This window comes from Janthinobacterium sp. Ant5-2-1, from assembly GCF_001445815.1.
GTDB lineage: Bacteria > Pseudomonadota > Gammaproteobacteria > Burkholderiales > Burkholderiaceae_D > Janthinobacterium > Janthinobacterium lividum_E.
Window position 1 is genome coordinate 1 of the sequence record NZ_LNCE01000087.1, and the last position, 25,460, is coordinate 25,460.

Genomic DNA, 25,460 nt, shown 5'->3' on the forward strand with positions numbered 1-25,460 from the left:
CGCAACGACGACTGCCCTTGCGGCAGCGGCAAGAAGTTCAAGAAATGCTGCGGCGCCGAGCCTGCAGCCGAGTAATCGCGCAGTAGCATCCCTGTTGCGCCGGCGTCCTGCCGGCGCAGCGCCGGCGCTGGCCCCCGGGCTATAATCGGCGCATGAAACTCCCCGACCTGAACCTGCTCGTCGCCCTCGACATCCTGCTCGAGGAAGGCAGCGCCGTGGCCGCCGCGCGGCGCATGCATTTGAGCGCGCCGGCCATGAGCCGCACCCTGGCGCGCATCCGCGACGCCATCGGCGACCCCGTCTTCGTCCGCTCCGGGCGCGGCCTGGCGCCCACCCCGCGCGCGCTGGAATTGCGCGAGCAAGTGCGCGGCGTGGTGGAGCAGGCGCACGCCATCTTCACGTCCGGCCGCGAAGTCGACTTGCGCACCCTGGAACGCACCTTCAGCCTGTGCGCCAACGACGTGTTTGTCGGCGCCTACGGCGGCAAGCTGCGCGACCTGCTGGCAGTGCACGCGCCGCACACGGTGCTGCGCTTCGTTCCCGAGGGCGACGGGGCCACGGAAAACGACGCCCTGCACGCGGGCCGCATCGACCTGTACATCAGCGCGCGGCGCGCCTTTGCGCCCGACATCAAGCTGCAGCAGCTGTTTAGCAGCGGCTTTGTCGGCATCGCCCGCAGCGACCACCCGATCTTCGACGGCCCCATCAACCTCGACAGTTTTACCGAGTACGAGCATATCAGCGTCTCGCGGCGCGGCCTGGCGCGCGGCCCGTTCGACACAGCCCTGGCCGAGCGGGGCTACACGCGCAGGGTTTCGCTGATCAGCCCCAACTTCCAGTCCGCCATCTTCGCCGTGGCCGATTCGCGCCTGCTGCTGCCACTAATGCCCACGCCCCTGCTGGCCATCGTCGAACGCCTGGGTCTGAAGCTGCGCACCTTCCAGCTGCCGATTCCCGTCGACAGCGTGGAAGTCTTCCAGGCCTGGCACCCGCGCCTCGACCACGACCATGCGCACCGCTGGCTGCGCCGGATGATCAAGGAGCTGTGCAGCGGCACCCCGCCAGGCACCTAGGGGCTGAACTCCACCATCATTGCACCAGACGCAATTCATACTTCCTTAATTATCAATTTTCACAAGATTAACGGCTACCTATACTGCGTGGACTGATCCTCATCCACGGAGTTCCCTGTGTCTGCAGTCCCCCTTCCCGGCGCCGCCCCTGCGGCCGCACCGCCTGCTCCTCCCCCACCTCCCGCCTTCGGCCTGCGCCTGGCCACGGGCCTGATCGGCGTGCTGCTGGCAGTGCTGGTGTCCGGCCTGAATGAAAACATCACCAAGATCGCGCTGGCCGACATCCGCGGCGCCATGGGCATCGCGCGCGACGACGCCAGCTGGCTCGTGGCCCTGTATGCGGCCGCCTCGGTGTCCGCCATGGCGTTCGCGCCGTGGTGCTCCGTCACCTTCTCGCTGCGCCGCCTGACGGCCGCCGCCATCCTCGTCTGCATGGCCGCCGGTGTGCTGTGCCCGTTTGCGCCGAACCTGTCCGTGCTCATGATCCTGCGCGTGGTGCAGGGCGCGGCCGGCGGCGCCCTGCCGCCCATGCTGATGACGGTGGCGCTGCGCTTCCTGCCGCCGAACATCAAGCTGTATGGCCTGGGCGGCTATGCACTGAGCGCCACTTTCGGCCCCAGCCTGGGCACGCCGCTGGCCGCGTTCTGGACCGAGTACCTGGGCTGGCAATGGGCGTTCTGGCAAGTCGTCCCGGGCAGCATCGTCGCCCTGCTCATGGTGTCCTGGGGCTTGCCGCAAGACCCGCTGCGCCTCGAACGCTTCCGCCAGTTCGACTGGCGCGGCCTGCTGCTTGGCCTGCCCGCCATCAGCATGCTGGTGGTCAGCTTGCTGCAGGGCGAGCGCCTGAACTGGTTCCATTCGCCTCTGATCTGCGTGCTGCTGGGCGGCGGCGCCGTGCTGCTGGTGCTTTTCCTCGTCAACGAGTGGTCGCACCCGCTGCCGTTCTTCAAGCTGCAGCTGCTGTCGCGGCGCAACCTGAGCCACGCCCTGCTGACCCTGGGCGGCGTGCTGTTCGTGCTGCTGGCCGTGATCCTGATCCCCTCGTCCTACCTGGCGCAGGTGCACGCCTACCGCCCGCTGCAAACGGCGCCCGTGATGCTGATGGTGGCGCTGCCGCAGCTGATCGCCCTGCCGCTGGTGGCCGCCCTGTGCAATCTGCGCGCCGTCGACTGCCGCTGGGTGCTGGCCATCGGCCTGGCCCTGCTGGCCCTGTCGTGCGTGCTGGGCGCGCGCATGTCGCCCGACTGGATACGCACGCATTTCTACCTGCTGCAAGCGGTGCAGATCTTTGCGCAACCGATGGCCGTGATTCCCTTGCTGTTGCTGGCCACCACGGGCCTGGCGCCGCAGGATGGCCCGTTTGCGTCGGCCTGGTTCAACACCATCAAGGGCATGTCGGCCGTCGTCGCCACCGGCGTGCTCGATGCGCTGATCACGCGCCGCAACCATTTTCATTCGACGGTGCTCAGCGAACGCCTGGGCAACCTGCCGGGCGCCATGGACATGCCAGGCCTGGGGTCTGGTCTGAGTGCGCGCATGCATGCGCAAGTCGTCACCCTGACCTCGTCCGACCTGTACCTCACCGTGGCCGCCATCGCGCTGGCCATGATTGTGATCATTCCCATCCTGCCGACGCGCGTCTATCCGCCGCGCGCCGCTTGAATTTTCATTTTCACGAAAGAGCATCACCATGCAAAAACCCATACTGCGCTCGCGCGCATTTCTTCTCGGCCTGGCCCTGCTGGCCTGCGCCCTCGCCTTTTGCGCCTGGCAACTGCTGTTTTCCCGCAGCGAAGAACAAAGCACCGACGACGCCTTCGTCAGCGCCGACTACACGGTGCTCTCCCCCAAGGTGGGCGGCATCGTGCGCGACGTGCTGGTGGAAGACAACCAGGCTGTCAAGGCGGGTCAGCTGCTGGCCCGCATCGACGACCGCGATTACCAGGCCGCCGCCGCCTCGGCCCGCGCCGAAGTAGCGGGCGCCGAAGCGCAGCTGGACTATGCCCGCGCCACGGTGCAGCGCCAGCAATCGGTGATAGAGCAAGCCAGCACCCTGGTCGAGGCCAACCAGGCGGAAGACAAACTGGCGCAGCAGGAACTGGCCCGTTCAACGCACCTGGCCGGCCAAGGCGCGGGCAGCGTGCAAAACGCCCAGCAGGCGCAATCGCGCTACGACGTGAGCCGCGCGCGCCTGGCGCAAAACCGCGCCGCCCTCGTCGCCACCCGCAAGCAGACGGACATTTTGCAAGCGCAGCAAGGCGCGGCGGAAGCGGCCCTGCTGCGCGCCCGCGCCAGCCTGCAACGGGCCGAACTCGATCTGTCGCATACGCAGCTGCGCGCCCCCATTGACGGCATCGTCGGACGCCGCGCCGTGCGCGTCGGCGCCCTGGTGGCGCCCGGCGCCAGCCTGATGGCCGTGGTGCCCCTGAACCGCAGCTTCGTCGTCGCCAACCTGCAGGAAACCCAGCTCACGCACGTGCGCCAGGGCCAGCGCGCCAGCATCGCCGTCGACGCCTATCCGGGCGTGCTCCTGCACGGCACCGTGCACAGCATCGCGCCGGCCACGGGCGTGACGTTTGCCGCCATCGCGCCGGAAAACGCCACCGGCAACTTCACCAAGGTGGTGCAACGCATCCCCGTCAGGATCGCGCTCGATCCCGGCCAGAACGGCGACCGGGACCGGGGCACCCGCCTGCGCGTGGGCATGTCGGCCGAAGTGCGCATCGATACGGCCATGCGCCGTCAAGCTCTGCAACAGGTGAGCGCGCGATGAAAGCACTGATCTTTATGACGGCCCTGGGCCTGGCCGGCTGCGCCAGCGTCGGCACCGACTTCCAGCGCCCGCGCAATGACCTGGGACAGCAATGGCGTCAGGCGCAGGATGCCCGCTTCGCCGCGCAGCAGGATGGCGCCATCGAGCAGCGCTGGTGGGACAGCTTTGGCGACGCGACCCTGTCGTCCCTGCTGCGGCGCGCCGCCGGCGCCAATCTGGACGTGCTGGCGGCCGCCAGCCGGCTGGAACAAAGCCGTGCCGCGCGTGGCGTCATCGGTGCCGCGCAAGGCCCGTCACTGGGCGCGAATGGCGGCTACAGCCGTGCGCGCAACAGCGAACAAGGCTTGAGCGACCCGTCGCGCAACAACGGCCAATCCGCCTACAGCCTGTGGCAAGGCAGTCTTGACGCAGCCTGGGAGCTGGACTTGTGGGGCCGCGTGCGGCGCGAAGTGGAAGCGGCCGACGCTCGCGTCGACGTGGCCCAGGAAACGCAGCGCGGCGTGCTGCTGGCCGTGCTGGCCGAGACGGCGCGCGACTACATCGAGCTGCGCGGCGCGCAGCAGACCCTGGCCATCACGCAGCAACTGCTCGACATCGCCCGCCATACCCTGGAGCTGACCCGCATCCGCCTGCGCGAAGGCGCGGCGACACAGCTCGACGAGGCCGAGGCGGCGGCCCACGTGGCCACCATCGAAGCGCGTTTGCCGCCGCTGCAGCAGCGCGTAGCGCGCCTGGGCAATGCCCTCGCCCTCTTGCTGGCGCTGCCGCCGCAGTCGCTGCGGGCGGAACTGGCGGCCAGCAAGGAGATCCCTATTGTGGCCATGCAGGTGCAGCTGGGCGTGCCGAGCAGCCTGGCCGAACGGCGTCCCGACATCCGCCGCGCCGAAGCGCAGCTGCACGCCGCCACGGCCGCCATCGGCGTGGCGCAAGGCGATTTTTATCCGCGCGTCACGCTCTCGGGCAGCATCGGCCTGCAAGCGATGCAGCTGTCCGACATCGGCTGGGACGCCAAACGCTTTGCCTTCGGTCCCGGCTTCAGCGTGCCCCTGTTCGATGGCGGCCGCCTGCGCGGCAATCTGCAATTGCGCGAGGCGCAGCAGCAGGAAGCGGCCATCGCCTACCGCCAGACGGTGCTGGCCGCCTGGCACGAGGTGGAAGACGCCTTGTCCGGCTACCAGGCGAACGCCCGCCGCCAGGCCAGCCTCGATGAAGCCGTCAAACAGGGGCGGCGCGCGCTGGGCAGCGTGGAACTGCAGTACCGCCAGGGCGGCACGGACTTGATCAACGTGCTGCACGTGCAAAACACCTTATTGAACAACGAAGCGGCACTGGTCGACAGCCGCGCCACCGCCTCGCTGTCGCTGGTCCAGGTCTACAAGGCGCTGGGCGGCGGCTGGCAAGCCTTTTCAAGTACCTCGCAAGAAAGTACCCAATGAAACCGAATCCCGTCCATTTTTCCATCCACGACGTCAGCGACTTTCCCATCGTGCGCTTTCGCCCTGAAACGGCCGTCAGCGGCTATGCCCCGCTGTGGGAAAACGACATGGACGCCCTGCTGCGCCATGGCGAACCGTTCGTCCTGCTGTTCGAGGAAGAACGCAGCAACGAAGCGCACGTCGACCGCAAGCGGCGCGGCCTGTGGCTCAAGCACAACAAGGTGGCGCTGGCCGCCATTTGCCGCGGCCTGGTGTCCGTCGAAGCGGACGCGGAACAGCGCGCGCGCCTGCAGGCGATGGCCGCTGGCGCCATGAAAGCCTTCGGCATCGTGCAGGAAGTGGCGGCCACACGCGAACAGGCCGAGGCCCTGATGGTGTGGCTGCTGGGCAGCGGCCAGATGGCGCGGCCGCGCGCGGCGGACGTCTGGTAAATGGGTCGATCAGGCGGCCCTGCGCACCGCGCTTCTCGCAGGAATGACGCACACGTGGCCGTCGCTGCTGGTGGCCATCGTCAGGGCAATGCCGTACAGCGCGGCCAGGGCGGGAACGGCAGCGGCATCGCTGGCGATATCGGCGACCAGCTGGCCCGAACGCACGAGCAGCAGCCGCTCGAAGCCCAGCAAGGCGTGGTTGATGTCGTGCAGGATGGCGATGACGGCGTGGCCGCGCGCGGCGCAAAACTGCTGCAGGCTGTCGAGCAAATCGAACTGCAGGCCGGGATCGAGCGCCGCCAGCGGTTCATCGACGAGTATCAAGCCGCCTTCGACATCCCACATCTGCGCGAAGATGCGCGCCAGCTGCACCCTGGCCTGCTCGCCGCCGGACAGGGTATCCAGGCGGCGGTCCAGCAGATGCCCGGCGTGCGCCAGATCGGCCGCCTCCTGCACGATCTGTCCCAGCTGCGGGTCGACCAGGCGCGCCACTCTTCCCAGGCCAATCACCAGCTCGCACTGCAAGCCGAAGGCCACGTTCGAACCTTGCGGCAGCACGGCGCGGCGCAGGGCCAGGTCGGCCAGCGGCCACTGCGCCAAGGGACGGCCGGCAAGCATCACCTGGCCCGCCTGCGGGTGCAATTCGCGCGCCATCAGTTTCAACAGGGTCGACTTGCCCGCGCCGCTGGGACCGAGGATGGCGATACGTTCACCGGGCGCCACCCGCACGTTGAAGGGGCCAAAGTACTGCTGGCCCAGTTGCGTGGTGGCGAAGGAGAGTTCCAGCAGGGGCGTCATGTTCACCTCTAGGCCGTGCCGTGGCGGAAGCGCCGCAACAGCATCAGGAAAAATGGCCCGCCCAGCAAGGCCGTGAAAATACCGACGGGGACTTCCGCGGGAATGGCGACCGTGCGCGCCAGGGTGTCGGCCAACAGCAGCAGCAAGCCGCCGGCCAGCATCGCCAAGGGCAGGACCTTGCGCTGGTCCGCGCCCAGCCACGTGCGCACCAGGTGCGGCGCGATCAGGCCGATAAAACCGATGCCGCCGCACCAGGCAACGGCAAACCCTGTCAGCACGGCCACCAGCACGATCACCTGCGTGCGCAGCCGGCTCACGTCGACACCCACGTGCAGGGCCTGCGCCTCGCCCAGCGCCAGCGCGTTCAGGGAACGCATCAGGTAACGCGCGGCCCACAGCGCGCCGGCCAGCACCAGCAGCAAGGCCGCCACCTGGCGCCAACTGCCGGCCGACAGCGAACCGAGGGTCCAGAAAGTCAGGGTGCGCAGCTGGTCATCGCTGGCCAGGTAGATGCACAGGCCCATGACGGCCACCGTGATGGCGTTCAGCGCCACGCCCGTCAGCAGCAGGCCGACGATGGAGCCGGGCGTGGCCCAGCGGGCGACCCTGTCGAGCAGCACGCAGATGAGCATGGCGCCCGCAAACGCGGCGGCCGGCAGCAACCATACGCGCAACTCGGGCGCCACGTGCAGGCTGGCGGCAAAGACGATGGTGGCCGCGCCTGCGCAGGCGGCGCCGCTGCTCACGCCCAGCAGTCCGGGGTCGGCCAGCGGATTGCGGAACAATCCTTGCGTCAGGCCGCCGGCCAGCGCCAGCGCGGCACCGATCAGGATGGCAAACAGGGCGCGCGGCAAGCGGATATGCCACAGCACATAGGCGCCGCCGGACAACGCCTCGTCGCCCGCTTGAAACGGCGCCAGCCAGTCGGCCAGGGTCACGGGCACGGCGCCCGCCTGCACGGCGATGAGCAAGCCGCCAGCCAGTGCGGCCGCCAGCAGCCCGCCAGCGCCCCAGCGTGGCCAGGACACTGCGGGCGTCATCGCACGCACGTTCATGCAGCCATGGCCTTCGCAAAGGCGGCGTCGAGCTCCATCAGCGCCTGCGGCATGCGCGGGCCAAAGCCCAAGAGCAGCATGGCTTCCAGCGACACGATGCGGTGCTTGCGCCCGGCAGGCGTCTGCGCCAGGCCTGGCAGTTTCAAGATGCCGTCCACGCCGCCCGACGCCTTCAATCCCTGGTCCGTGACGAGCACGATGTCGGGCCGCGCGGCGATCACGGCTTCCGGCGTCAGCGGTTTGTAGCCGGCGAATCCACCCTGCCCGCCCATCACATTGACGGCGCCCGCATACGCGAGCATGGCGTCGGCGCCCGTCTCGCGCCCGCCCACCATCACCTGGTTCGGCACATGGGCGAGGATGAACAGCACGCGCACGGGTGCATGCTGGCGCTGGCGCACCTTGGCCAGGGCACCGTCCCACTGCTGCTGCAAGGCTTGCGCCAGGCGCGCGGCGGGGTCGGCACGGCCCGTGATCTGGCCCACCTGTTTCACCCGTTCGAGCAAGCCTTCGAATCTGTTATTCGCATTCAGCACCGCCACCGGCACGCCCGCGTCGCGCACCTGGCGCAGCACCGCTTGCGGTCCCGCCTCCTCGGTGGCGATCAGCTGCGTGGGCGCCAGCGACAGCACGCCTTCGGCCGACAAGGTGCGCGCATAACCGACCTGCGGCAGCTGTTGCGCCACGGCCGGATACAGCGAAGTCGTATCGACGCCCACCAGTTCGCCCTGCGCTTCGAGCGCGTAGACGATTTCCGTCAGGGCGCCGCCCACGCTGACGATGCGCCGCGCTTTCGCCACAGACTTACCCGCGTCGGACACGGCGGCCAGCACCTGCATCGGCGCGGCCAGCGCCAGCGCTCCCGCTCCCATTTTTTTCAGCGCGATGCGGCGCGCCACGCTGGCGGCGATCATGCGGCGCATAGTTCGCCCTCCCGCGCCACCCGGTCGACGATATGGCGCCATTCGCACAGCTCGTGCATGCCCGGCTTGCGTTCGCCGAAGAACATGACGATGGTGTCGCCCTTGGCGTCGAACAGTTCCACCGACGTCACCAGGCCATCTACTGTCGGTTTTTTCACCACCCAGGCGCTGGCGATATGGTCTTCGCGCAAATGCAGGTTGAAGCGCGCATCGAGGATATTGATCCACGGTCCCATCACGGCGATCTTGTGCACGGGCCCCGAATGGATCTGGATCATGCCGGCATTGCCGACGAAGGCCATGATCGATACTTTTTCAAGCGCGGCGTCCTTGAGCAGGTCGAGCACGCAGGATTTGTCGAGCTGCTGCACGAAACGGGACTCGGCCAGGCGCAGGCCCTGCAGGCGCGAGACCGAATATTTTTTCAGCACGGTGAAAAATTCATGCGTGTCGCGCAAGTCGGCCCAGGCGGCGCGAAAACCGGCCACGTCGATCTGCGCGTCGGGCAGTTCAGCCGGCGGCGGCGCCGGCGCCTTCACGGCGATGCCGGCCGCCTGGTCCGCGTCGGCAAAATGCGCGACCAGCGCGTCATAGGCGGCAATGTCGCTGTGCGGCTTCATGAAAATCTTGTGCACGGCCTGGCCGGCCGCATCGAAGAATTGCAGGCTGCGCTGCACTTCCCTGTCTCCCATCTCGCGTACGGCAAAGCCATGCGCCCACTGGCGGTAAAACACGCGCAGGTCGATGTCGCCGCCGAGTACCAGGCCCACGTGGTTGTTGTGGCTGGCTTTTCGATAGACGCCCGTCTTTTCATGCACGCACGAGGCGTTGCGCGTCAGCGCCATGACTTCGCCCAGCGGCTCCAGCGCGGCGATGATGGCGGGCCAGTCGGCCTGCAGGCGTTCGGCGCCCAGCAAGGCGCCATTGGCCAGCGACAGGCCCGCATGCGCGGCGATCAGCTCGCCTTCGGAAATGGCCAGTTCCTCGGCGATGTCGCGGTGGCGGGCTTTCTTTTCGCGGCGCAGGCGGGCAAATTCGCCGGCGATCATCTCGGTATTGCAAATAGGGGGCATGCTCGTCACGGTGTCTCCTTTCAAGGCGAACACTGGCTGGCATGGGCTGGCTGGTGGTGGGGAAAATCTTGGAGTCAATTATAAATGAGAATCATTCGCAATCAAGTGTTATTTATGTGAAGAAAAAACGCGCAAAAAAAAGCGCCGCGACAGGAAACCCGTCGCGGCGCAAAGGAGACCGATCGATACAACCGATCAGTTCGGGAAAAAAAGGTCAGGCGCTGGCCTGTACGGCAGGCATGGAGACCGGCTTGGCAGTGGGCCGCTGCGCCAGCAAGACCACGGCGGCCAGCACCATGGCGCCGCCCAGCAATTGCGTGCCGCTGACGGATTCCTTCAGCAAGGTCACGCCGAACGCCATCGTGATCACGGGCTCGAACGTGGAAATAATCGAGGCCTTGGCCGCGCCGATCTGCGCCACGCCGGCAAAGAAGGCGGCAATCGCGATGGCCGTCGAGAACAGGGCGATGGCGCTGACGGCCAGCCAGCCCGTCGCCGTGCCCGGCAAGGACACGCCCTGCCACAAGGCGATCGCGCTGTTCGACAGGCCCGCCGTGCCCAAAATCACCACGCAAGCGGCCAATGGGTGAATATTCTCGCGGCTTTTCGACAGGCTGTTGCCAAACAGGATGTACACGGCATACACGCCGGCGGCCATCAATGCCAGGGCGATGCCGATGGGCTGGCCCTGCAGCTTGCCGCCCAGGGTGATGGCCATGCCGGCAATGGCCAGCGCCATCAGCACCAGCATGCGGCGGTCCAGCTTTTCCCAGCCCAGCGCCAGCGCCAGAATGGTGACCAGCACGGGATACACGTACAGCAGCATGCCGCACAGGCCGCTGCTGGCATACATGAGGGCATTGAAATAGCCTTGCGACTGGGCCGTGTACATCAGGCCCATCAGCATGTAGCCGGCCAGCAGGCGGCCGCGCGGCAAGCGCCAGCCACCGAGCCACACGAGCGGCAGCAACAGCATGGCGGCGATGACGAAACGCAAGGCCAGCATGGTCGACGGGTTGACCCCGGACGCATAGGCCGCCTTGGCAAACACTGCGGAACTGCCGAAACCGGCGGCCGACAGCAACACCAGCGCAACAGCGCGGCGATCAGACATGACTAACCTCTTTGAGTACACCTGGGCAAACCTGATGCGTATCGCGACGGTTTTCCAGGCGTTGTAACGTTGTAAATATAAATGCCCAGCAAGGCCGGGAGATGATGCATGCGTAAATCCTATTGCGGGTCGCTTCACGCATAGCCGGCATCATATTCGCTTGCGCAAAATGAAACAAACCAATATTCTTCACGGATAGGCCAAATAATACTGAGGCTCAATTCTCTTGAGAACGCCATGTCACGTCCCTTGCCCCCACTTGCCGCCCTGCACGCTTTCGAGGCGGCCGCCCGCCATGAAGGCTTCCAGCGCGCGGGCGAAGAATTGCACGTGTCGGCCGGCGCCATCGGCCACCACGTCAAGCAGCTGGAAGCGTGGCTGGGCATCGTGCTGTTCCAGCGCCTGCCGCGCGGCGTGGTGCTGACCAATGCCGGCCAGCGCTATGCGGCCTCGCTGGGGCCGATCCTCAACCAGCTGGCCGACGTGTCCGAACAGGCGCGGCGCCAGGGCGACGACAAGGTGGTGACGGTGACGGCCACCAGCTCGCTCGTCTCGCGCTGGCTGATGCCGCGCCTGGGCCGGCTGCGCGACCGCTATCCGCAGATCGAGCTGCGCGTGCTGGCGTCGATGCACCCGGTCGACCTGGCGCGCGACGGCGTGGACGTGGCCATCCGCCTGGGACCGGGCCGCTATCCGGGCCTCAAAGTCGATTTACTGATGGAAGAATGGTTTTCCGCCGTCTGCAGCCCCGATTTCCGCGCCAACGCGGCCAGCCTGCGCCAGCCCGCCGATTTGCTGCGCTATCCGCTGCTGCACGACGAGCCGGAAGTGCACCTGCCCGGCGAAATCGACTGGACGCGCTGGCTGCACAGTTGCGGCGTGCACTACAGCGGCAATAGCGGCAACAGCGGCGCGCGCTTTTCGCACACTTATCTGTGCCTGGACGCGGCCGCCAGCGGCCAGGGCGTGGCCATTGCCGCCAGCCCCCTGATCGGCGACGACCTGCGCTCGGGCCGCCTGGTGCGCGTGTTCGAACACGCCGTGCGCGGCCCCCACTGCTATTATCTGCTGCGCTCGCCCCAGGCGGAAACGCGGCCCCTCGTGCATGCATTCTGCGAATGGCTGATCGCCGAGGCGCGCGCCGACCAGGAAACCGTCTGGCCCACCGTGGAGACCGCATGACTCAGCAGGAATTGGCGCGCAGCGCCGCATATAGTGTCCAGCATGAATACGAACACGCCACGGTGACGGCGGCCGATGGCAGGCAGGCCAGCGTGGGCGAATTCTATGGCGACCCGGCCGTGGCCTTGATCGATGACCATGAGCAATGGTGCGCCGTGGCGGGCGAGGGATTGGTGATTTGCCGGCTGGAACAGGGGTTCGGCCAGTGCATGGAATACTACCGCCAGCCAGGCGAGGTGCGCTGGATTACCGACTTGCGGCAAACGGGACCGTTTGCGCTGGAATGGCAGGGTGAGGATGGTGCTTGGCACAGCCTTGTCTTTGAGGCGGCGGATGTGTCGGCTTACGCGCCAGGGCGCTAAGCCGACCTACGCCAACCTCCCCCAGCGGCGGTGGATGTCCCGTAGGTCGGGTTAGCGCGCAGCGCGTAAGCCGACAACACCATTACAATTTGATGAAATGCTCGCGGTAGTACTTCAGCTCCTCGATCGACTCGAGGATATCGGCCAGCGCCGTATGCTTCTGGTGCTTCTTGAAGCCGGTGGCGATTTCCGGCTTCCAGCGCTTGCACAGTTCTTTCAGTGTCGACACGTCAACATTGCGATAGTGGAAGAACGCTTCCAGCTTCGGCATGCCGCGCACCATGAAGCGGCGGTCCTGGCCGATGGTGTTGCCGCACATGGGCGACTTGCCTGCTGGTACGTACTTTTTCAGGAACGCGATCAGTTCCGCTTCCGCCTGCGCTTCCGTCACGGTCGACGCTTTCACCTTGTCGATCAGGCCCGAGCGGCCGTGCGTGCCCTTGTTCCAGGCATCCATCTTGTTCAGGGTTTCATCGGATTGATGAATCACGAACACGGGGCCTTCGGCCAGCAGGTTCAAGTGCATGTCCGTGACCACGACCGCCACCTCGATGATGCGGTCGGTATCGGGCTCCAGGCCCGTCATTTCCATGTCGACCCAGACCAGGTTCATCTCGTTTGGACGTGCCGGCACGGTGGGTGCGGGGGTGGATGCAGTTAAGTCGGTCGCTTGTGACATAATTCTCTCTTGGCCTAATCAAACTAAATAATCAGCCATTTTCTCACAGGCACAGAATGTATTCACTCGCGTTTTCGATTTTGTTTGTATCCGTCCTCGTTTTGACCCTCGCCGTGCGCTTCTGGCTCGCTTCGCGGCAGATTCGCCATGTGCTGGCCCATCGCGCCGCGGTCCCGCCCGAATTCGCGGAAAAAATCCCGCTGGCCGCGCACCAGAAGGCGGCCGACTACACGGTGGCGAAGACCAAGTTCGGCTTGCTGACCCTGCTGGTCAACTACGCCGTGCTGATCGGCTTTACCTTGCTGGGCGGCTTGCAATGGCTGGCGCTGCACCTGAATGAATGGATGGGGCCAGGCTCGCCCATGCTGTACCAGATCGGCCTGATCGCCGCCTTTGCCGCCATTTCCGGCCTGATCGATCTGCCCTTCGATTACTACCGCCAGTTCGTGCTGGAGCAGCGCTTCGGCTTCAACACCATGGCGCGCAAGCTGTTCTTCACGGACATGCTCAAGGGCGTGGGCCTGGGCGCGGCCATCGGCCTGCCGCTGATCTGGGTCGTGCTGACCCTGATGGCCAAGTCGGGCGACCTGTGGTGGCTGTACGCGTGGTTCGTCTGGAGCGGCTTCCAGCTGCTGATGATGGTGCTGTTCCCGACCGTCATCGCCCCCCTGTTCAACAAATTCACGCCGCTGGCCGACGAAGCGCTGAAAAGCCGCATCGAAGGCTTGATGCAGCGCGTCGGTTTCGCTTCGAAAGGCCTGTTCGTCATGGATGGCTCGAAGCGCAGCGCCCACGGCAATGCGTATTTCTCGGGATTTGGCGCCAACAAGCGCATCGTCTTCTTCGACACCCTGCTGTCGCGCCTGGCGCCGCAGGAAATCGAAGCCGTGCTGGCGCATGAACTGGGCCACTTCAAGCTCAAGCATATCGTCAAGCGCATTGCCATGATGTTCGTCATCTCGCTGGGCTTCCTGGCGCTGCTGGGCTACCTGAAGACGCAGCCGTGGTTCTATGCGGGCCTCGGCGTCGACCCCGTCGCCGTGGCGCTGACGGGCCAGCCAACCGATGCGCTGGCCCTGCTGCTGTTCATGCTGGCCTTGCCCGTCTTTACTTTCCTGCTGGGACCGTTGACGTCGCTCAGCTCGCGCAAGCACGAATTCGAAGCCGACGCCTTTGCCGCCACGCACACGCAGGCGGACGACCTCGTCTCTGCCCTCGTCAAAATGTATGAAGACAATGCGTCGACCCTGACGCCCGACCCGCTGCACTCGGCCTTTTACGATAGCCACCCGCCGGCCAGCGTGCGCATCCGCCACCTGAAAGGGGCTACGACATGAATACGCCATCGACTTCGCAAGACCTGGCCCAACTGAGTTGTTCGCCGCGCCAGCAGGCGCTGGGCGACACGGACATCGCCACCCTGCACGCCCTGCTGCCCCAGTGGACGGTGCAAAATGGCAAGCTGTGCCGCGACTTCGGCTTCAAGAATTACTACCAGACCCTGGCGTTCGTGAACGCCCTGGCCTATATGACCCATACGCAAGACCACCATCCGGAGCTCATCATTACTTACAAAACCTGCGCCGTGCGCTACGACACGCACTCGGTCAACCAGGGCGCCGGCGGCCTGTCCGAAAACGACTTCATCTGCGCCGCCAAGGCAGACCTCATCTACCAGAGCAGCCAGGTGACCGCATGAGCGAAGGCAAGTTGACGGGCGTCATCATCGCCGCCCACGGCCGCCACTACCTGGCCGACGTGGACGGCGCCAAGCTGCAATGCGTGACGCGCGGCAAGAAAACCAATGTGGCCGTGGGCGACATCGTGCACCTGACGCGCACTTCCAACGACCAGGCCGTCATCGACCGCATCGAGGAACGCAAGACCCTGCTGTACCGCTCGGACCAGTACAAGTCGAAATTGCTGGCCGCCAATTTGACGCAGCTGTTCATCGTCGTGGCGACGGAACCGGGCTTTGCCGACGACCTGATCTCGCGCTCGCTGGTGGCGGCCGACGCGGCCGGCATCGAGGCGCGCATCATCCTCAACAAAACGGACGTGACCGCTTCGCTGGAGCGCGCCCGCGAACGCCTGTTGCCGTATTCGTCGATGGGTTATCCCGTCGATGAAGTGTCGGCGCGCGCCGAACCCGAGCACGCCGTGGCCACCCTGGCGCCGCTGCTGGCGGGCCAGTCGTCGATCCTGATCGGCCAGTCGGGCATGGGCAAGTCGTCGCTGATCAACCTGCTGGTGCCGGACGCCGACATCGCCGTGCGCGAAATCTCGGCCGCGCTCGACACGGGCAAGCACACGACGACCTTTACGCGCCTGTACAAGCTCGACGAACTGGGCGCGAATAGCTCCATCATCGATTCGCCCGGCTTCCAGGAATTCGGCCTGTACCATCTGTCCGAAGGCATGCTGGAGCGGGCCTTCCGCGAATTCCAGCCGTATCTTGGCGGCTGCAAGTTCTATAACTGCCGCCACCTGATCGAGCCGCAGTGCGCCATCCTGCAAGCCTTGTCTGAAGGCAAGATCTCCAAGATGCGCCATACCCTGTACGGCCAGCTGCTGCACGAATCGGCGCAGACCCTGTATTAATCAATATTTCTTTCATTCAAATATAGCGCCGCAAAACACCGGACAGGCGAAATTTAATTTCGCCGCCTAGCCCGCCTTCCGATTTTAATCCCAAAACCGTTCATCCACCGTTTTAGGCATTTCAGCGCGTAAAACCTGCCTTCCATCGCCTGCCGCTGGCGATGGACAGGCGTGTTTGCTAACTTGACACCAGTCCCTGCCAGAAACCTGCCAGCGACCACACGATCCAACTCCACTCCATCCAGCCATCCTGATCGAAGGTGAATGTCATGCATACCAAACGCTTCCTCCCCCTCCTCGCCGCCCTGTTCGCGCTTGCCGGCGGCACGGCCCAGGCGCAAACCGCCGCCGCACCGCAAGCCGCTGACAGCGTGCGCGTCACCTCGGGGGCCTACTATCACGTCACGGCCCAGGAAGCCTTCGACATCGAGCAGCAATACCACCTGTCGAATGGACAACGCCTGGAAGTCCACCAGCAGGACAACCATTTCTTTGGCCGCCTGATCGATGACCGCGAATGGCAGGCAAAAGCCAGCGTGGAAATCTACCCCACCGGCCCGGGCCAGTTTGTCAGCAAAAAGGGCGCCGCCTTCGTCTTCAGCAATGAAGGCAAGCAGGTGGTGATCGACGACGCCCAGCTCCTGCCCGGCTTGCGCATGCCGGCCGACATGCGCAGCGCCAGTACCGTGAACGGCAGCGCCAGCATCCGCCTGGTATCGCGCTAGGCGCCTGTCCCGCCATCGAAGGCCGGGGGCAAATCACCCCCGCCTGGGACGCCATGGCGCATGAATAATTCTGACCAGCGTACTGAACAATTCCCCTGAATGCAGCTTACAATGCGATGACACATGGCCTGTGCGGTCGCAGGCTGGCGCCACTGTTTGCGGGGAGAATGCTTGAATGGAAATGTTCGCGCTCGAACATGACGTAGCGCAGTGGGAAAGCGCATTGCTGCCGTTGCGCGGCGCCGGGCGCGTACCGCTGCTGTTGTTGCTGTCCTGGCATTTGCGCCAGCGCGATTGCGCCAGAGCAATTCATCTGAGCGAGGAAGCGCATCTGCTGCTGCCGCTGGCCGGCCTGGAAGCGGCGGCACTGGAACGGGCGCGCGCGCGTCTGCAACTGGTGCAGGCGGAAGTGGCCTGGCTGCAAGGCGCGCTCGACTCCGCGGAAAGCCTGGCCATGGCGGCGCACGCCACCTGCGGCGCGCACGACGACGGCGCCGGCTGCGCCGATGCCCACTGGCTGCTATCCTCGATCGCCGTCGACCGCGGCGACCATGCCCGCTGCGACGCCGAACTGCTGGCCGCGGCGCAGCAAGCGCGCGGCGCCGGCGATGCGATGCGCGCCAGCCTGGCCGACGCGGCCACTGCCCGCTGGGCCGTCTTGCGCGACGCGCCGGCAGCCCTGGCCTGCTGGGGCGGTCACTTCCAGGCCGACGGCGCCAGCGGCAAGCTACCCGCACCGCTGGCCGCCTGGGTGCACGACTTCCACGGTTTGCTGGCGCACACGTCGCGTGACCTGGGCGCGGCCGCCGGCCACTACATGCAAAGCTACGAGGCGGCCCTGGAAAGCGGCCAGCTGCGCGGTGCGATCACGGCCGCCATCAATATCGGCGACTGTTTCTCCAGCCTCAACGACAATGAATCGGCCCTCGAATGGATGCAGTGCGCGCTGGACCTGGCGCGCCCCACCGGCTGGCCGCGCAGCATCGGCGCCTGCCAGACGCATACGGCCGAGACCATGCGCAAGCTGGGGCGCCTGGCCACGGCCGAAGACTTGCTGCGCGAAGCGCTGCACATCCTGGCCCCCGTGGCGGGCGCCCGCACCTATGCCAACGCCCTGTTCCACCTGGGCGAACTGAGCCTGGACAAGGGCGACTACGACACGGCGCTCGACGCCTTCAGCCGGCTGGCACAACGGGCCGAAGCGCTGGGCCAGGCCGATTTCCGCAGCATGGCGCAGCGCGGCAGCGCCCACGCGCTGTCTTACCTGGACCGTCCGGACGAAGCGCTGCAAGCGGCCGAACGGGCTTGCCAGCTGGCCACCGCGCAAGGCGACGCCATGCACCAGGTGGCGGCGCTGCGCGTGCTGTCCATGCTGCACGCGCGCCACGACTTGCCGCCGCCCGCAGGCATGCAGGAACGCAATCCCGCCCTGCATTTCCTGCACCAGGCGCTGCAGGTGGCCGACTCCATCGACGGCTATGTGCCGCCCGGCGAACTGCTCGATGCGCTGGCGCGCGAATACGCGCATGCGGGCGACTATGCGCGCGCCTACGATATCGCCCTCGCGGCGGGCGTGGCGCGCGAAAAAAGCCACACCCAGCAGGCAAGCAACCGCGCCACCGCCATGCAGGTCTACCACCAGACGGAACATGCGCGCTCGGAAGGCTATCACCACCGCGAACTGGCCGCCTCCGAAGCGCGCCGCGCCGAAGTGCTGCAGCAAACCAGTGACACGCTGGAACGGCTGTCGGCGATCGGCCAGGAAATCACCACCCACCTCGACGCCAGCGCCGTGTTCCAGGTGCTGGACCGCCACGTGCATGCCTTGCTGCCAGTCAACACCTTCGCCGTCTACATGCTCGATGCGGCGGGCACGGCGCTGCGCCGCGCGCACGGCATGGAAGCGGGCCGGCCCCTGTCCGACAACGCCATTCCACTGAGCAACCCGCGCGCCTACTCCGTGCGCTGCCTGCTGGGCCGGCGCGAAGTGTATATCGACCAGGTCCCGCCCAAGCGCCACGCCTACACCGTGCCCGGCACCTTGCACAACCAGAGCGTGCTGTACGTGCCCTTGACGGTGGGCGAGCGCGTGCTGGGCGTGATGACGGTGCAGGCTTGCCATGCCCATGCCTACGGCGAACGCGAACGCCTGATCTTCCGCACCCTGTGCGCGTATGGGGCCATCGCGCTCGACAATGCCAGCGCCTACCGGCAACTGCAGGACGCCCAGGCGCAACTGGCGTCGCAGGAAAAGCTGGCCGCCCTCGGCTCGCTGATGGCCGGCGTGGCGCATGAACTGAATACCCCGATCGGCAACAGTTTATTAATCGCCAGCACCATGCAGCAAAAGACGGAAGACGTGGAACGCCTGATGAACGGCCCCGGCCTGCGCCGCTCCGACCTGGCCGCCTACATCGATGATGCGAGCAAGGCGTCGGCGCTGGTGATGCGCGGCCTGCACAGCGCGGCCGACCTCGTCAACAGCTTCAAGCAGGTGGCCGTCGACCGCACCACCGAACAGCGGCGCCAGTTCGACCTGCAGCAGGTAAGCAATGAAATCATCGCCACCGTCATGAACCGCATCCGCAGCTCGGGCCACCGCATCGAGACGGACATCGACTTCGGCATCGCGCTGGACAGCTATCCGGGACCGTTCGGCCAGGTGATCACCAACCTGATCAACAACGCCCTGCTGCACGCCTTCGCACCCGCGCCCAACGATGGCGCCGCAGGCAAGGGCTGCATGCGCCTGTCCGCCACGCTGGACAGCGCGCGCGTGCGGATCGTCTTCGCCGACAATGGCGGCGGCATCGCCGAACAGCACTTGTCGCGCATCTTCGACCCCTTCTTTACCACCAAGCTGGGCCAGGGCGGCAGCGGCCTGGGTTTGTCGATCAGCTACAACATCGTCACGGCCCTGCTGGGCGGCACCATCCAGGTGGCCAGCAGCCCCGCCGGCACGCGTTTTACGCTGGATTTGCCCCTGGTGGCGCCCCAGCTGGACGGGGCCGCGCCCGCCAGCATCTATTAATCCACCGCCCTTTGCCCGGGCGCAGGCTTGCCTATACAAGTACGCGCCCGGACGGTCTTTCCAATCTAAAAGCAAAACCCTTATAATTGAACGGCTGAAGTACTTGTCATTGCATTTTTTTCAACTTGGCAAACCGCATCGACCCGCGCGACAAACAGGCGCGGGCACCGATCAACACAGCAGCGCGCCGGGCGAGGCAGTCATCAGACGAGATGTTGTACGCTGATGCAACCCGGCGGGAAAGGCACGCCGCCGGCGGCCTGCGCATCTTCAAGTGGTCATTATGTCGACAAAAAAACCGATCAAGCACTACCTCCAGTTCTCCGATTTCACGTTGGAAGAGTACGAATATGTGATCGAACGCGCCCATCTGATCAAGCGCAAGTTCAAGAATTACGAAATCTACCATCCACTGATCGACCGCACCCTGGTGATGGTCTTTGAAAAGAACTCCACCCGCACGCGATTGTCGTTCGAAGCCGGCATGCACCAGCTGGGCGGCGCCGCCATCTACCTGAACACGCGCGATTCCCAGTTGGGCCGCGGCGAGCCGGTGGAAGACGCGGGCCAGGTCATGTCGCGCATGTGCGACATCATCATGGTGCGTACCTTCGGCCAGGAAATCATCGAGCGTTTCGCCGCCAATTCGCGCGTGCCGGTGATCAATGGTCTGACCAATGAACACCACCCGTGCCAGGTCTTTGCCGACATCTTCACCTACATCGAACACCGCGGCTCGATCGCCGGCAAGATCGTCGCCTGGATCGGCGACGCCAACAACATGCTGTACTCGTGGCTGCAGGCGGCCGAAGTGTTCGGCTTCCACGTCAACGTGTCGACGCCGAAGGGCTACGACATCGACCTGTCGCAAGTCAAGACCGAGCGCTACACCTTCTTCGCCAACCCGTCCGACGCGTGCGAAGGAGCGCACCTGGTCAACACGGACGTGTGGACCAGCATGGGTTACGAAGCAGAAAACGCGGCCCGTATCGCCGCCTTCGACGGCTGGATCGTCGATGGCGCGAAGATGGCCCGCGCCGCGCCCGACGCCCTGTTCATGCACTGCCTGCCTGCCCACCGCGGCGAGGAAGTGGCAGCCGAAGTGATCGACGGCCCGCAATCGGTCGTGTGGGATGAAGCGGAAAACCGCTTGCACGTGCAAAAAGCGCTGATCGAATACCTGTTACTCGGTAAAATCCAATAATTCGCCTGGCACTGCATAAAACCTGGCAGCATCGCAATACATACATCGACAACGACAACTGGAAGCAATATGAGCGACATTAAAAAAGTAGTCCTGGCCTATTCCGGCGGACTCGACACCTCCGTCATCCTGAAGTGGCTGCAAGATAACTACCAGTGCGAAATCGTCACCTTCACGGCCGACCTGGGCCAGGGCGAAGAACTGGAACCGGCGCGCGCCAAGGCCATCAAGTTCGGCATCAAGCCGGAAAACATCCATATCGAAGACGTGCGCGAAGAATTCGTGCGCGATTTCGTCTTCCCGATGTTCCGCGCCAACACCGTGTATGAAGGCGAATACCTGCTGGGCACCTCGATCGCCCGTCCTTTGATCGCCAAGCGCCTGATCGAAATCGCCAATGCCACCGGCGCCGACGCCATCTCGCACGGCGCGACCGGCAAGGGCAACGACCAGGTGCGTTTCGAACTGGGCGCCTACGCGCTCAAGCCAGGCGTGAAGATCATCGCCCCATGGCGCGAGTGGGATCTGCTGTCGCGCGAAAAACTGCTGAAGTACGCGGAAGACGCCGGCATCGAAATCGACATGAAGCACAAGAACGGCGGCGCACCGTACTCGATGGACGCCAACTTGCTGCACATCAGCTTTGAAGGCCGCCACCTGGAAAACCCGAGCGCCGAAGCGGAAGAGACCATGTGGCGCTGGACCGTCAGCCCGGAAAACGCCCCGGACGAAGCGGAATACCTGGACATCGAATACGAAAAAGGCGACATCGTCGCCATCAACGGCGTGCGCATGTCGCCTGCCACCGTGCTGGCCGAACTGAACAAGGTTGGCGGCAAGCATGGCGTGGGACGCCTGGACCTGGTGGAAAACCGCTACGTCGGCATGAAGTCGCGCGGCTGCTATGAAACCCCGGGCGGCACCATCATGCTCAAAGCCCACCGCGCCATCGAATCGATCACGCTGGACCGCGAAGTGGCCCACCTGAAAGATGACCTGATGCCGCGCTACGCGTCGATGATCTACAACGGCTACTGGTGGGCGCCTGAGCGTGTTGCCCTGCAAACCCTGATCGACCACACGCAGGAAACCGTGAACGGCTGGGTACGCATCAAGCTGTACAAGGGCAATGTCATCGTCGTCTCGCGCGACTCGAAGACGGATTCGCTGTTCGACATGAACATCGCCACCTTCGACGAAGACGGCGGCGCCTACAACCAGGCCGACGCAGGCGGCTTCATCAAGCTGAACGCCTTACGCATGCGCATCGCCGCCATCGCCCGCGAAAAACGCGGCCAGAAGTAACTAGTTGCCGGGAGGCACTGTCTCCCGCGCCAACCGAAGCCGCCCACGGGCGGCTTTTTTACGTTTGAAACGCACTCGTCCGCGATTTACGTCACTGCGCGCGCCCGGATCGCCCCCATTTGGCTGTCTCCGTGGCAAAATGCTACAGTGCAATTGTGCTGACCTTCCCGCTTCCGGAGCCCTCCCATGTTCAAAGACCTGAGTATCAAGAATAAACTGTACCTGGGCTTCGGCTCCATCGTGGCCATCATCCTGATCCTGCTGGGCGTGGCCTACAACAGCTTTTCGCGCCTGTCGGAAGCCAATGCATGGGACCGCCATACGATGGAAGTGCTGGTCGAGATCGACAGGATCCACAATTCCATCCTGCAAATCCAGGTGGAAGCGCGCGGTTTCATTCTCACTGGCAATGAAACGTCGCTGACGCCGGAGTCGAATGAAATGGACGTGCTGAGCCAGCACACGCAAAAAGCCATCGCCATGACGGTCGACAACAAGGTGCAGTCGGAACGCTTCCGCAAGATCGATGCGCTGACCACCACCTGGGTCAAGGAATGGATCAATCCCCTGATCGAGAAGCGCCGGGCGCTGGGCAATGCGCCGGGCGCCACGGAATCGGTGGCGCGCACCATGCCGCCGGGCGGCTACCCCGCCGTCGCGCAAGCGAACAAGCTGCTCGATGAAGTGGCCGCCGAAGAAACCCGCTTGCTGGCCGAACGCACGGCCACCACGGCAAAATTGCAGGAAACCATGATGCTGACCCTGGCCCTGGGCGGCCTGCTGTGCGTGGTGCTGGCGCTGGGCATTTCCTACCTGCTGGGCCGTTCCATCCTCGGCCCGCTGAACAGCCTGACGGACGCCGTCGGGCGCATCGCCGGCGGCGAGCAAAGCGCGCGCGCCGCCATCCTCTCGCGTGATGAACTGGGCAAGGTGACGGAAGAATTCAACCGCATGGCGCAAACCATCCAGGACAATCAGGCCAATGAACTGGCCGCCACGAATACCCTGCGCGCCAAGGTCGATTCCCTGCTGGAAGTGGTGTCGAAAGCCGCCTCGGGCGACCTGACGGGCAAGGTCGGCATCACGGGCAGCGACGCCATCGGCCAGCTGGGCAACGGCCTGGCGAAAATGTTCGAAAACCTGCGCAGCCTGCTCAACAATGTGCAAAAGGCCGGCATCCAGGTGACGACGTCCGCCACGGAAATCGCCGCATCGGCGCGCCAGCAGGAAGCCACGGGCATCGAGCAGGCGCAAACGAGCGTGGAAATTCTCAGCACCACCAAGGAAATCTCGGCCAACACGAGCCAGTTGCTGAAAACCATGGAAGACGCCACCGCCGTGGCCGACTACACGACGAATGCGACGGCCGAAGCGCAAAACAACCTCAAGCGCATGGATTCGACCATGCAGCACATGGTCTCGGCCACCGATTCCATCAACGCCAAGCTGGCGGCCCTGTCGGAAAAAGCCAGCAATATCAATAGCGTGCTGATCACCATCACCAAGGTAGCCGACCAGACCAACATCCTGTCGCTGAACGCCGCGATCGAGGCGGAAAAAGCGGGCGAGGCGGGCCGCGGCTTCTCCGTGGTGGCGACGGAAATCCGCCGCCTGGCCGACCAGACTTCCGTGTCCACCTGGGATATCGAGCAAATGCTCAAGGAAATGCAGTCGGCCGTGTCCGCCAGCGTGATGGGCATGGATAAATTCTCGGAGGAAATTCGCCGCAGCGTGGGCGAGGTGCGGCAAGTGGCGGAACAATTGTCGTCCGTGATGGACCAGGTGCAGAAACTCACGCCGCAATTCGATGCCGTGCTGCAAGGCATGCAGTCGCAGGCGATCGGCGCCTCGCAGATTTCCGACACCATGATGCAGCTCAACGACGCCACCCAGCAAACGGTGGAGTCCTTGAAGGCCACCAGCGAAGCGGTGCACCAGCTGCAATATGCGGCGGGCGACCTGCAGTCGAGCGTGTCGACCTTCGCCGTCACCATCTGATCCCATGAAAGTGCTGCTCTTTCACATCGGACGCGACCGTTATGGCCTGCCCCTGGCCGGCATCGTGCGCGTCTTGCCGCTGCTGGAGCTGAAACAGTTGCCGCTCACGCCAGACTACGTGGCCGGCCTGATGGACTTGCATGGCACGCCCGTGCCCGTGATCGACCTGTCGCGCCTGGCCGGGCTGCCGGCCGCCGCCGCGCAGTTCGACACGCGTATCGTCGTCGTCGACTACCGCGCGCCTGGCGGCGAGACGGTGCACGCGCTGGGCCTGCTGGCCTCGCAGGTGCGCGGCATCGCCGACATCGACCCGCTCCGGCTTGAAGACAGCGGCGTGGCGACAGCGCCCTTCCTGGGCCAGGTGGCCAGCGACGCCGACGGCATCGTGCAGCTGGTGGAACTGGAACACCTGCTGCCGCCGGACGTGCGCGCGCTGCTGTTCCAAGACGCGAGCGCGGCATGACGGCGCAGGCCCTGCTGCGCCGCGCGACCGGCCTGTCCGTCTCCAAATCCGTGGCCGAGCGGGCCGTCGGCCAGCGCATGGAGCAGACGGGCTTTGCCGATAGCGAAGCCTACCTGCAGGCGCTCACGCCGGCCGAAATGACGCAATTGATCGAGCTGGTGGTGGTGCCCGAATCGTGGCTGTTCCGCGATCCGCAGGCGTTCTACGCCACCGTCGAACTGGTGCAGGAACGCTGGGCCCGGGGGCGCGCCACGCGCATCCTGTCGATTCCCTGCGCGGGCGGCGAGGAACCGTATTCGATGGCCATGGCGCTGCGCGACGGCGGCGTGCCGAAACAGGCGTTCAGCATCGACGCCTACGACCTGAGCCCCGGTTGCATCGAGCGGGCGCAGGCGGGAATCTACGGCCGCAACGCCTTCCGCGCGCAGGACGTGGCCTTCCGCGAACGCTATTTCACGCACGTGGCCGACGATTCCTACCGCATCATCGACTCCTTGCGCGAACAGGTGACCTTCAGGCAGGGCAATTTGCTGCAGTTCGACACGGCCACCTACAGCCGCCATTACGACGTCATCTTTTGCCGCAACCTGCTGATCTACTTTGACAAGCCGACCACGCGCGCGGCCATCCACAACCTGTCCGCCCTGCTGGCCGACGACGGCATGCTGCTGGCCGGCTATGCGGAAGTGCCGTCGTTCTGCCAGAACGGTTTTACGACGCTGCAATTCCGCCAGGCCTTCGCCCTGAAGAAGGAAACGGCGGCGCCGGCCAGCCCCGTGCAAGTGGCGCCGCTGCCGGCCTTGCGCACCTTGCGCAGCGTGCCGCCCGCGCCAAGGCGCACAACGGTGGCCCCTCCCTCTCCGGCGGTGCCGCGCACGCGGCCCGTGTCCGTGCCGCCGCCCGCGCAAACTGCGCAGGCCGATTTGCTGGCCGAAGCGCGCCTGCTGGCCGACCGCGGCCAGTTGCGCGAAGCCGGCGAAAAATGCCACGCCCACCTGGCGAAAGTGCCCGAGGCGGCGGAAGCGTATTTCATGCTGGGCATCATCAATGAACTGGCCGGCAAGATGGACCTGGCCGACGACTACTGGCGCCGCTGCATCTACCTGCAACCCGACCATTACGAGGCGCTGTGCCATCTGGCCCTGCTGGCCGAACGCAATGGCAACCACACGGCCGCCGCCACCCTGAAGGCGCGCGCGGCACGCATCTACGAGCGACGCCAGGCGTCCAGCTA

The 25,460-nt window shown here is 65.3% G+C and carries 24 protein-coding genes; 18 read left to right on the forward strand and 6 right to left on the reverse strand.

Going from position 1 to position 25,460, the window contains the following annotated elements:
* From ASN89_RS28360 to ASN89_RS23995, 6 genes are all read left to right on the forward strand, one after another.
* Window positions 1–75 (forward strand): SEC-C metal-binding domain-containing protein (locus tag ASN89_RS28360; protein WP_200969118.1); only part of this gene is annotated, 75 nt, incomplete at its 5' end.
* A gap of 77 nt (window positions 76–152) precedes the next feature.
* Entirely contained in the window at window positions 153–1,073 is a 921-nt protein-coding gene (locus ASN89_RS23975) for a LysR family transcriptional regulator (RefSeq protein ID WP_046682294.1), read from the forward strand.
* Window positions 1,074–1,190: 117 nt separating this feature from the next.
* Window positions 1,191–2,735, forward strand: coding sequence for an MFS transporter (locus tag ASN89_RS23980; RefSeq protein WP_046682293.1), 1,545 nt, complete (start codon window positions 1,191–1,193; stop codon window positions 2,733–2,735).
* A gap of 28 nt (window positions 2,736–2,763) precedes the next feature.
* On the forward strand, window positions 2,764–3,846 hold the full coding sequence (locus tag ASN89_RS23985; protein ID WP_058051022.1) for an HlyD family secretion protein: 1,083 nt from the start codon (window positions 2,764–2,766) through the stop codon (window positions 3,844–3,846).
* Window positions 3,843–5,282 (forward strand): efflux transporter outer membrane subunit, encoded by a 1,440-nt coding sequence (locus ASN89_RS23990; RefSeq protein ID WP_058051023.1) that lies wholly within the window; start codon window positions 3,843–3,845, stop codon window positions 5,280–5,282. The genes ASN89_RS23985 and ASN89_RS23990 overlap by 4 nt, the downstream gene beginning before the upstream one ends.
* Window positions 5,279–5,713, forward strand: a complete 435-nt coding sequence (locus ASN89_RS23995) for a hypothetical protein (protein ID WP_058051024.1) — start codon at window positions 5,279–5,281, stop codon at window positions 5,711–5,713. Before ASN89_RS23990 ends, ASN89_RS23995 begins: the two co-directional genes overlap by 4 nt.
* Before the next feature lie 9 nt (window positions 5,714–5,722).
* On the opposite strand, the gene ASN89_RS24000 is transcribed toward ASN89_RS23995, so the two are convergent.
* The 5 genes from ASN89_RS24000 to ASN89_RS24020 form a co-directional block, all read right to left on the reverse strand.
* Entirely contained in the window at window positions 5,723–6,511 is a 789-nt protein-coding gene (locus ASN89_RS24000) for an ATP-binding cassette domain-containing protein (protein WP_058051025.1), read from the reverse strand.
* An 8-nt stretch (window positions 6,512–6,519) separates the two neighbouring features.
* Window positions 6,520–7,566 carry a FecCD family ABC transporter permease gene (locus tag ASN89_RS24005; RefSeq protein ID WP_058051026.1) on the reverse strand — a complete coding sequence of 349 codons (1,047 nt, stop codon included), beginning with the start codon at window positions 7,564–7,566 and terminating at the stop codon, window positions 6,520–6,522.
* Entirely contained in the window at window positions 7,563–8,489 is a 927-nt protein-coding gene (locus tag ASN89_RS24010; protein ID WP_058051027.1) for a heme/hemin ABC transporter substrate-binding protein, read from the reverse strand. Before ASN89_RS24010 ends, ASN89_RS24005 begins: the two co-directional genes overlap by 4 nt.
* Entirely contained in the window at window positions 8,477–9,562 is a 1,086-nt protein-coding gene (locus ASN89_RS24015; protein ID WP_200969119.1) for a hemin-degrading factor, read from the reverse strand. The genes ASN89_RS24010 and ASN89_RS24015 overlap by 13 nt, the downstream gene beginning before the upstream one ends.
* 214 nt (window positions 9,563–9,776) lie before the next feature.
* A complete protein-coding gene (locus tag ASN89_RS24020; protein ID WP_058051029.1) occupies window positions 9,777–10,676 on the reverse strand; it encodes a DMT family transporter in 900 nt (299 codons plus the stop codon).
* 237 nt (window positions 10,677–10,913) lie between these two features.
* On the opposite strand from ASN89_RS24020, the gene gcvA reads away from it, so the two are divergent.
* Window positions 10,914–11,858: a transcriptional regulator GcvA gene (gcvA, locus tag ASN89_RS24025; RefSeq protein ID WP_058051030.1), complete on the forward strand. Its 945-nt coding sequence runs from the start codon at window positions 10,914–10,916 to the stop codon at window positions 11,856–11,858.
* Entirely contained in the window at window positions 11,855–12,220 is a 366-nt protein-coding gene (locus tag ASN89_RS24030) for a hypothetical protein (RefSeq protein ID WP_058051031.1), read from the forward strand. Before gcvA ends, ASN89_RS24030 begins: the two co-directional genes overlap by 4 nt.
* Window positions 12,221–12,302: 82 nt before the next feature.
* Here the strand turns inward: ASN89_RS24030 and orn are convergent, their stop codons facing one another.
* The gene (gene orn, locus ASN89_RS24035) at window positions 12,303–12,899 is read right to left on the reverse strand and encodes an oligoribonuclease (protein WP_175560553.1); all 597 of its coding nucleotides are present in this window, start codon (window positions 12,897–12,899) and stop codon (window positions 12,303–12,305) included.
* A gap of 56 nt (window positions 12,900–12,955) precedes the next feature.
* Here orn and ASN89_RS24040 point away from each other — a divergent pair, with 56 nt between their 5' ends.
* The 10 genes from ASN89_RS24040 to ASN89_RS24085 all read left to right on the forward strand — a co-directional run.
* Window positions 12,956–14,236, forward strand: coding sequence for a M48 family metallopeptidase (locus tag ASN89_RS24040; RefSeq protein ID WP_046682283.1), 1,281 nt, complete (start codon window positions 12,956–12,958; stop codon window positions 14,234–14,236).
* Window positions 14,233–14,598, forward strand: a complete 366-nt coding sequence (locus ASN89_RS24045) for a 4a-hydroxytetrahydrobiopterin dehydratase (RefSeq protein ID WP_046682282.1) — start codon at window positions 14,233–14,235, stop codon at window positions 14,596–14,598. Before ASN89_RS24040 ends, ASN89_RS24045 begins: the two co-directional genes overlap by 4 nt.
* Window positions 14,595–15,500, forward strand: a complete 906-nt coding sequence (rsgA, locus tag ASN89_RS24050) for a ribosome small subunit-dependent GTPase A (RefSeq protein WP_058051032.1) — start codon at window positions 14,595–14,597, stop codon at window positions 15,498–15,500. Before ASN89_RS24045 ends, rsgA begins: the two co-directional genes overlap by 4 nt.
* 269 nt (window positions 15,501–15,769) lie before the next feature.
* Window positions 15,770–16,225, forward strand: a complete 456-nt coding sequence (locus ASN89_RS24055) for a hypothetical protein (RefSeq protein WP_046682280.1) — start codon at window positions 15,770–15,772, stop codon at window positions 16,223–16,225.
* Window positions 16,226–16,406: 181 nt separating this feature from the next.
* Window positions 16,407–19,256 (forward strand): ATP-binding protein, encoded by a 2,850-nt coding sequence (locus ASN89_RS24060; protein ID WP_235502063.1) that lies wholly within the window; start codon window positions 16,407–16,409, stop codon window positions 19,254–19,256.
* Window positions 19,257–19,539: 283 nt separating this feature from the next.
* Entirely contained in the window at window positions 19,540–20,460 is a 921-nt protein-coding gene (argF, locus tag ASN89_RS24065; RefSeq protein WP_058051034.1) for an ornithine carbamoyltransferase, read from the forward strand.
* Window positions 20,461–20,529: 69 nt separating this feature from the next.
* Entirely contained in the window at window positions 20,530–21,765 is a 1,236-nt protein-coding gene (locus ASN89_RS24070; RefSeq protein ID WP_035825961.1) for an argininosuccinate synthase, read from the forward strand.
* A gap of 186 nt (window positions 21,766–21,951) precedes the next feature.
* Window positions 21,952–23,763, forward strand: a complete 1,812-nt coding sequence (locus tag ASN89_RS24075; RefSeq protein WP_046682277.1) for a methyl-accepting chemotaxis protein — start codon at window positions 21,952–21,954, stop codon at window positions 23,761–23,763.
* 4 nt (window positions 23,764–23,767) lie between these two features.
* Window positions 23,768–24,226: a chemotaxis protein CheW gene (locus tag ASN89_RS24080; protein WP_046682276.1), complete on the forward strand. Its 459-nt coding sequence runs from the start codon at window positions 23,768–23,770 to the stop codon at window positions 24,224–24,226.
* The coding region (locus ASN89_RS24085) for a CheR family methyltransferase (protein ID WP_082654731.1) at window positions 24,223–25,460 on the forward strand (1,238 nt) is incomplete at its 3' end. The genes ASN89_RS24080 and ASN89_RS24085, both read left to right, overlap by 4 nt.

What these genes read in the sequence shown, in the direction of transcription:
- ASN89_RS23975 (WP_046682294.1), top strand. Translation starts at nt 153, where the DNA reads ATGAAACTCCCCGACCTGAACCTGCTCGTCGCCCTCGACATCCTGCTC.
- ASN89_RS23985 (WP_058051022.1), top strand. Translation starts at nt 2,764, where the DNA reads ATGCAAAAACCCATACTGCGCTCGCGCGCATTTCTTCTCGGCCTGGCC.
- ASN89_RS23990 (WP_058051023.1), top strand. Translation starts at nt 3,843, where the DNA reads ATGAAAGCACTGATCTTTATGACGGCCCTGGGCCTGGCCGGCTGCGCC.
- ASN89_RS23995 (WP_058051024.1), top strand. Translation starts at nt 5,279, where the DNA reads ATGAAACCGAATCCCGTCCATTTTTCCATCCACGACGTCAGCGACTTT.
- ASN89_RS24000 (WP_058051025.1), bottom strand. Translation starts at nt 6,511, where the DNA reads ATGACGCCCCTGCTGGAACTCTCCTTCGCCACCACGCAACTGGGCCAG.
- ASN89_RS24005 (WP_058051026.1), bottom strand. Translation starts at nt 7,566, where the DNA reads ATGAACGTGCGTGCGATGACGCCCGCAGTGTCCTGGCCACGCTGGGGC.
- ASN89_RS24010 (WP_058051027.1), bottom strand. Translation starts at nt 8,489, where the DNA reads ATGCGCCGCATGATCGCCGCCAGCGTGGCGCGCCGCATCGCGCTGAAA.
- ASN89_RS24015 (WP_200969119.1), bottom strand. Translation starts at nt 9,562, where the DNA reads ATGCCCCCTATTTGCAATACCGAGATGATCGCCGGCGAATTTGCCCGC.
- ASN89_RS24020 (WP_058051029.1), bottom strand. Translation starts at nt 10,676, where the DNA reads ATGTCTGATCGCCGCGCTGTTGCGCTGGTGTTGCTGTCGGCCGCCGGT.
- gcvA (WP_058051030.1), top strand. Translation starts at nt 10,914, where the DNA reads ATGTCACGTCCCTTGCCCCCACTTGCCGCCCTGCACGCTTTCGAGGCG.
- ASN89_RS24030 (WP_058051031.1), top strand. Translation starts at nt 11,855, where the DNA reads ATGACTCAGCAGGAATTGGCGCGCAGCGCCGCATATAGTGTCCAGCAT.
- orn (WP_175560553.1), bottom strand. Translation starts at nt 12,899, where the DNA reads ATGTCACAAGCGACCGACTTAACTGCATCCACCCCCGCACCCACCGTG.
- ASN89_RS24040 (WP_046682283.1), top strand. Translation starts at nt 12,956, where the DNA reads ATGTATTCACTCGCGTTTTCGATTTTGTTTGTATCCGTCCTCGTTTTG.
- ASN89_RS24045 (WP_046682282.1), top strand. Translation starts at nt 14,233, where the DNA reads ATGAATACGCCATCGACTTCGCAAGACCTGGCCCAACTGAGTTGTTCG.
- rsgA (WP_058051032.1), top strand. Translation starts at nt 14,595, where the DNA reads ATGAGCGAAGGCAAGTTGACGGGCGTCATCATCGCCGCCCACGGCCGC.
- ASN89_RS24055 (WP_046682280.1), top strand. Translation starts at nt 15,770, where the DNA reads ATGCATACCAAACGCTTCCTCCCCCTCCTCGCCGCCCTGTTCGCGCTT.
- ASN89_RS24060 (WP_235502063.1), top strand. Translation starts at nt 16,407, where the DNA reads ATGTTCGCGCTCGAACATGACGTAGCGCAGTGGGAAAGCGCATTGCTG.
- argF (WP_058051034.1), top strand. Translation starts at nt 19,540, where the DNA reads ATGTCGACAAAAAAACCGATCAAGCACTACCTCCAGTTCTCCGATTTC.
- ASN89_RS24070 (WP_035825961.1), top strand. Translation starts at nt 20,530, where the DNA reads ATGAGCGACATTAAAAAAGTAGTCCTGGCCTATTCCGGCGGACTCGAC.
- ASN89_RS24075 (WP_046682277.1), top strand. Translation starts at nt 21,952, where the DNA reads ATGTTCAAAGACCTGAGTATCAAGAATAAACTGTACCTGGGCTTCGGC.
- ASN89_RS24080 (WP_046682276.1), top strand. Translation starts at nt 23,768, where the DNA reads ATGAAAGTGCTGCTCTTTCACATCGGACGCGACCGTTATGGCCTGCCC.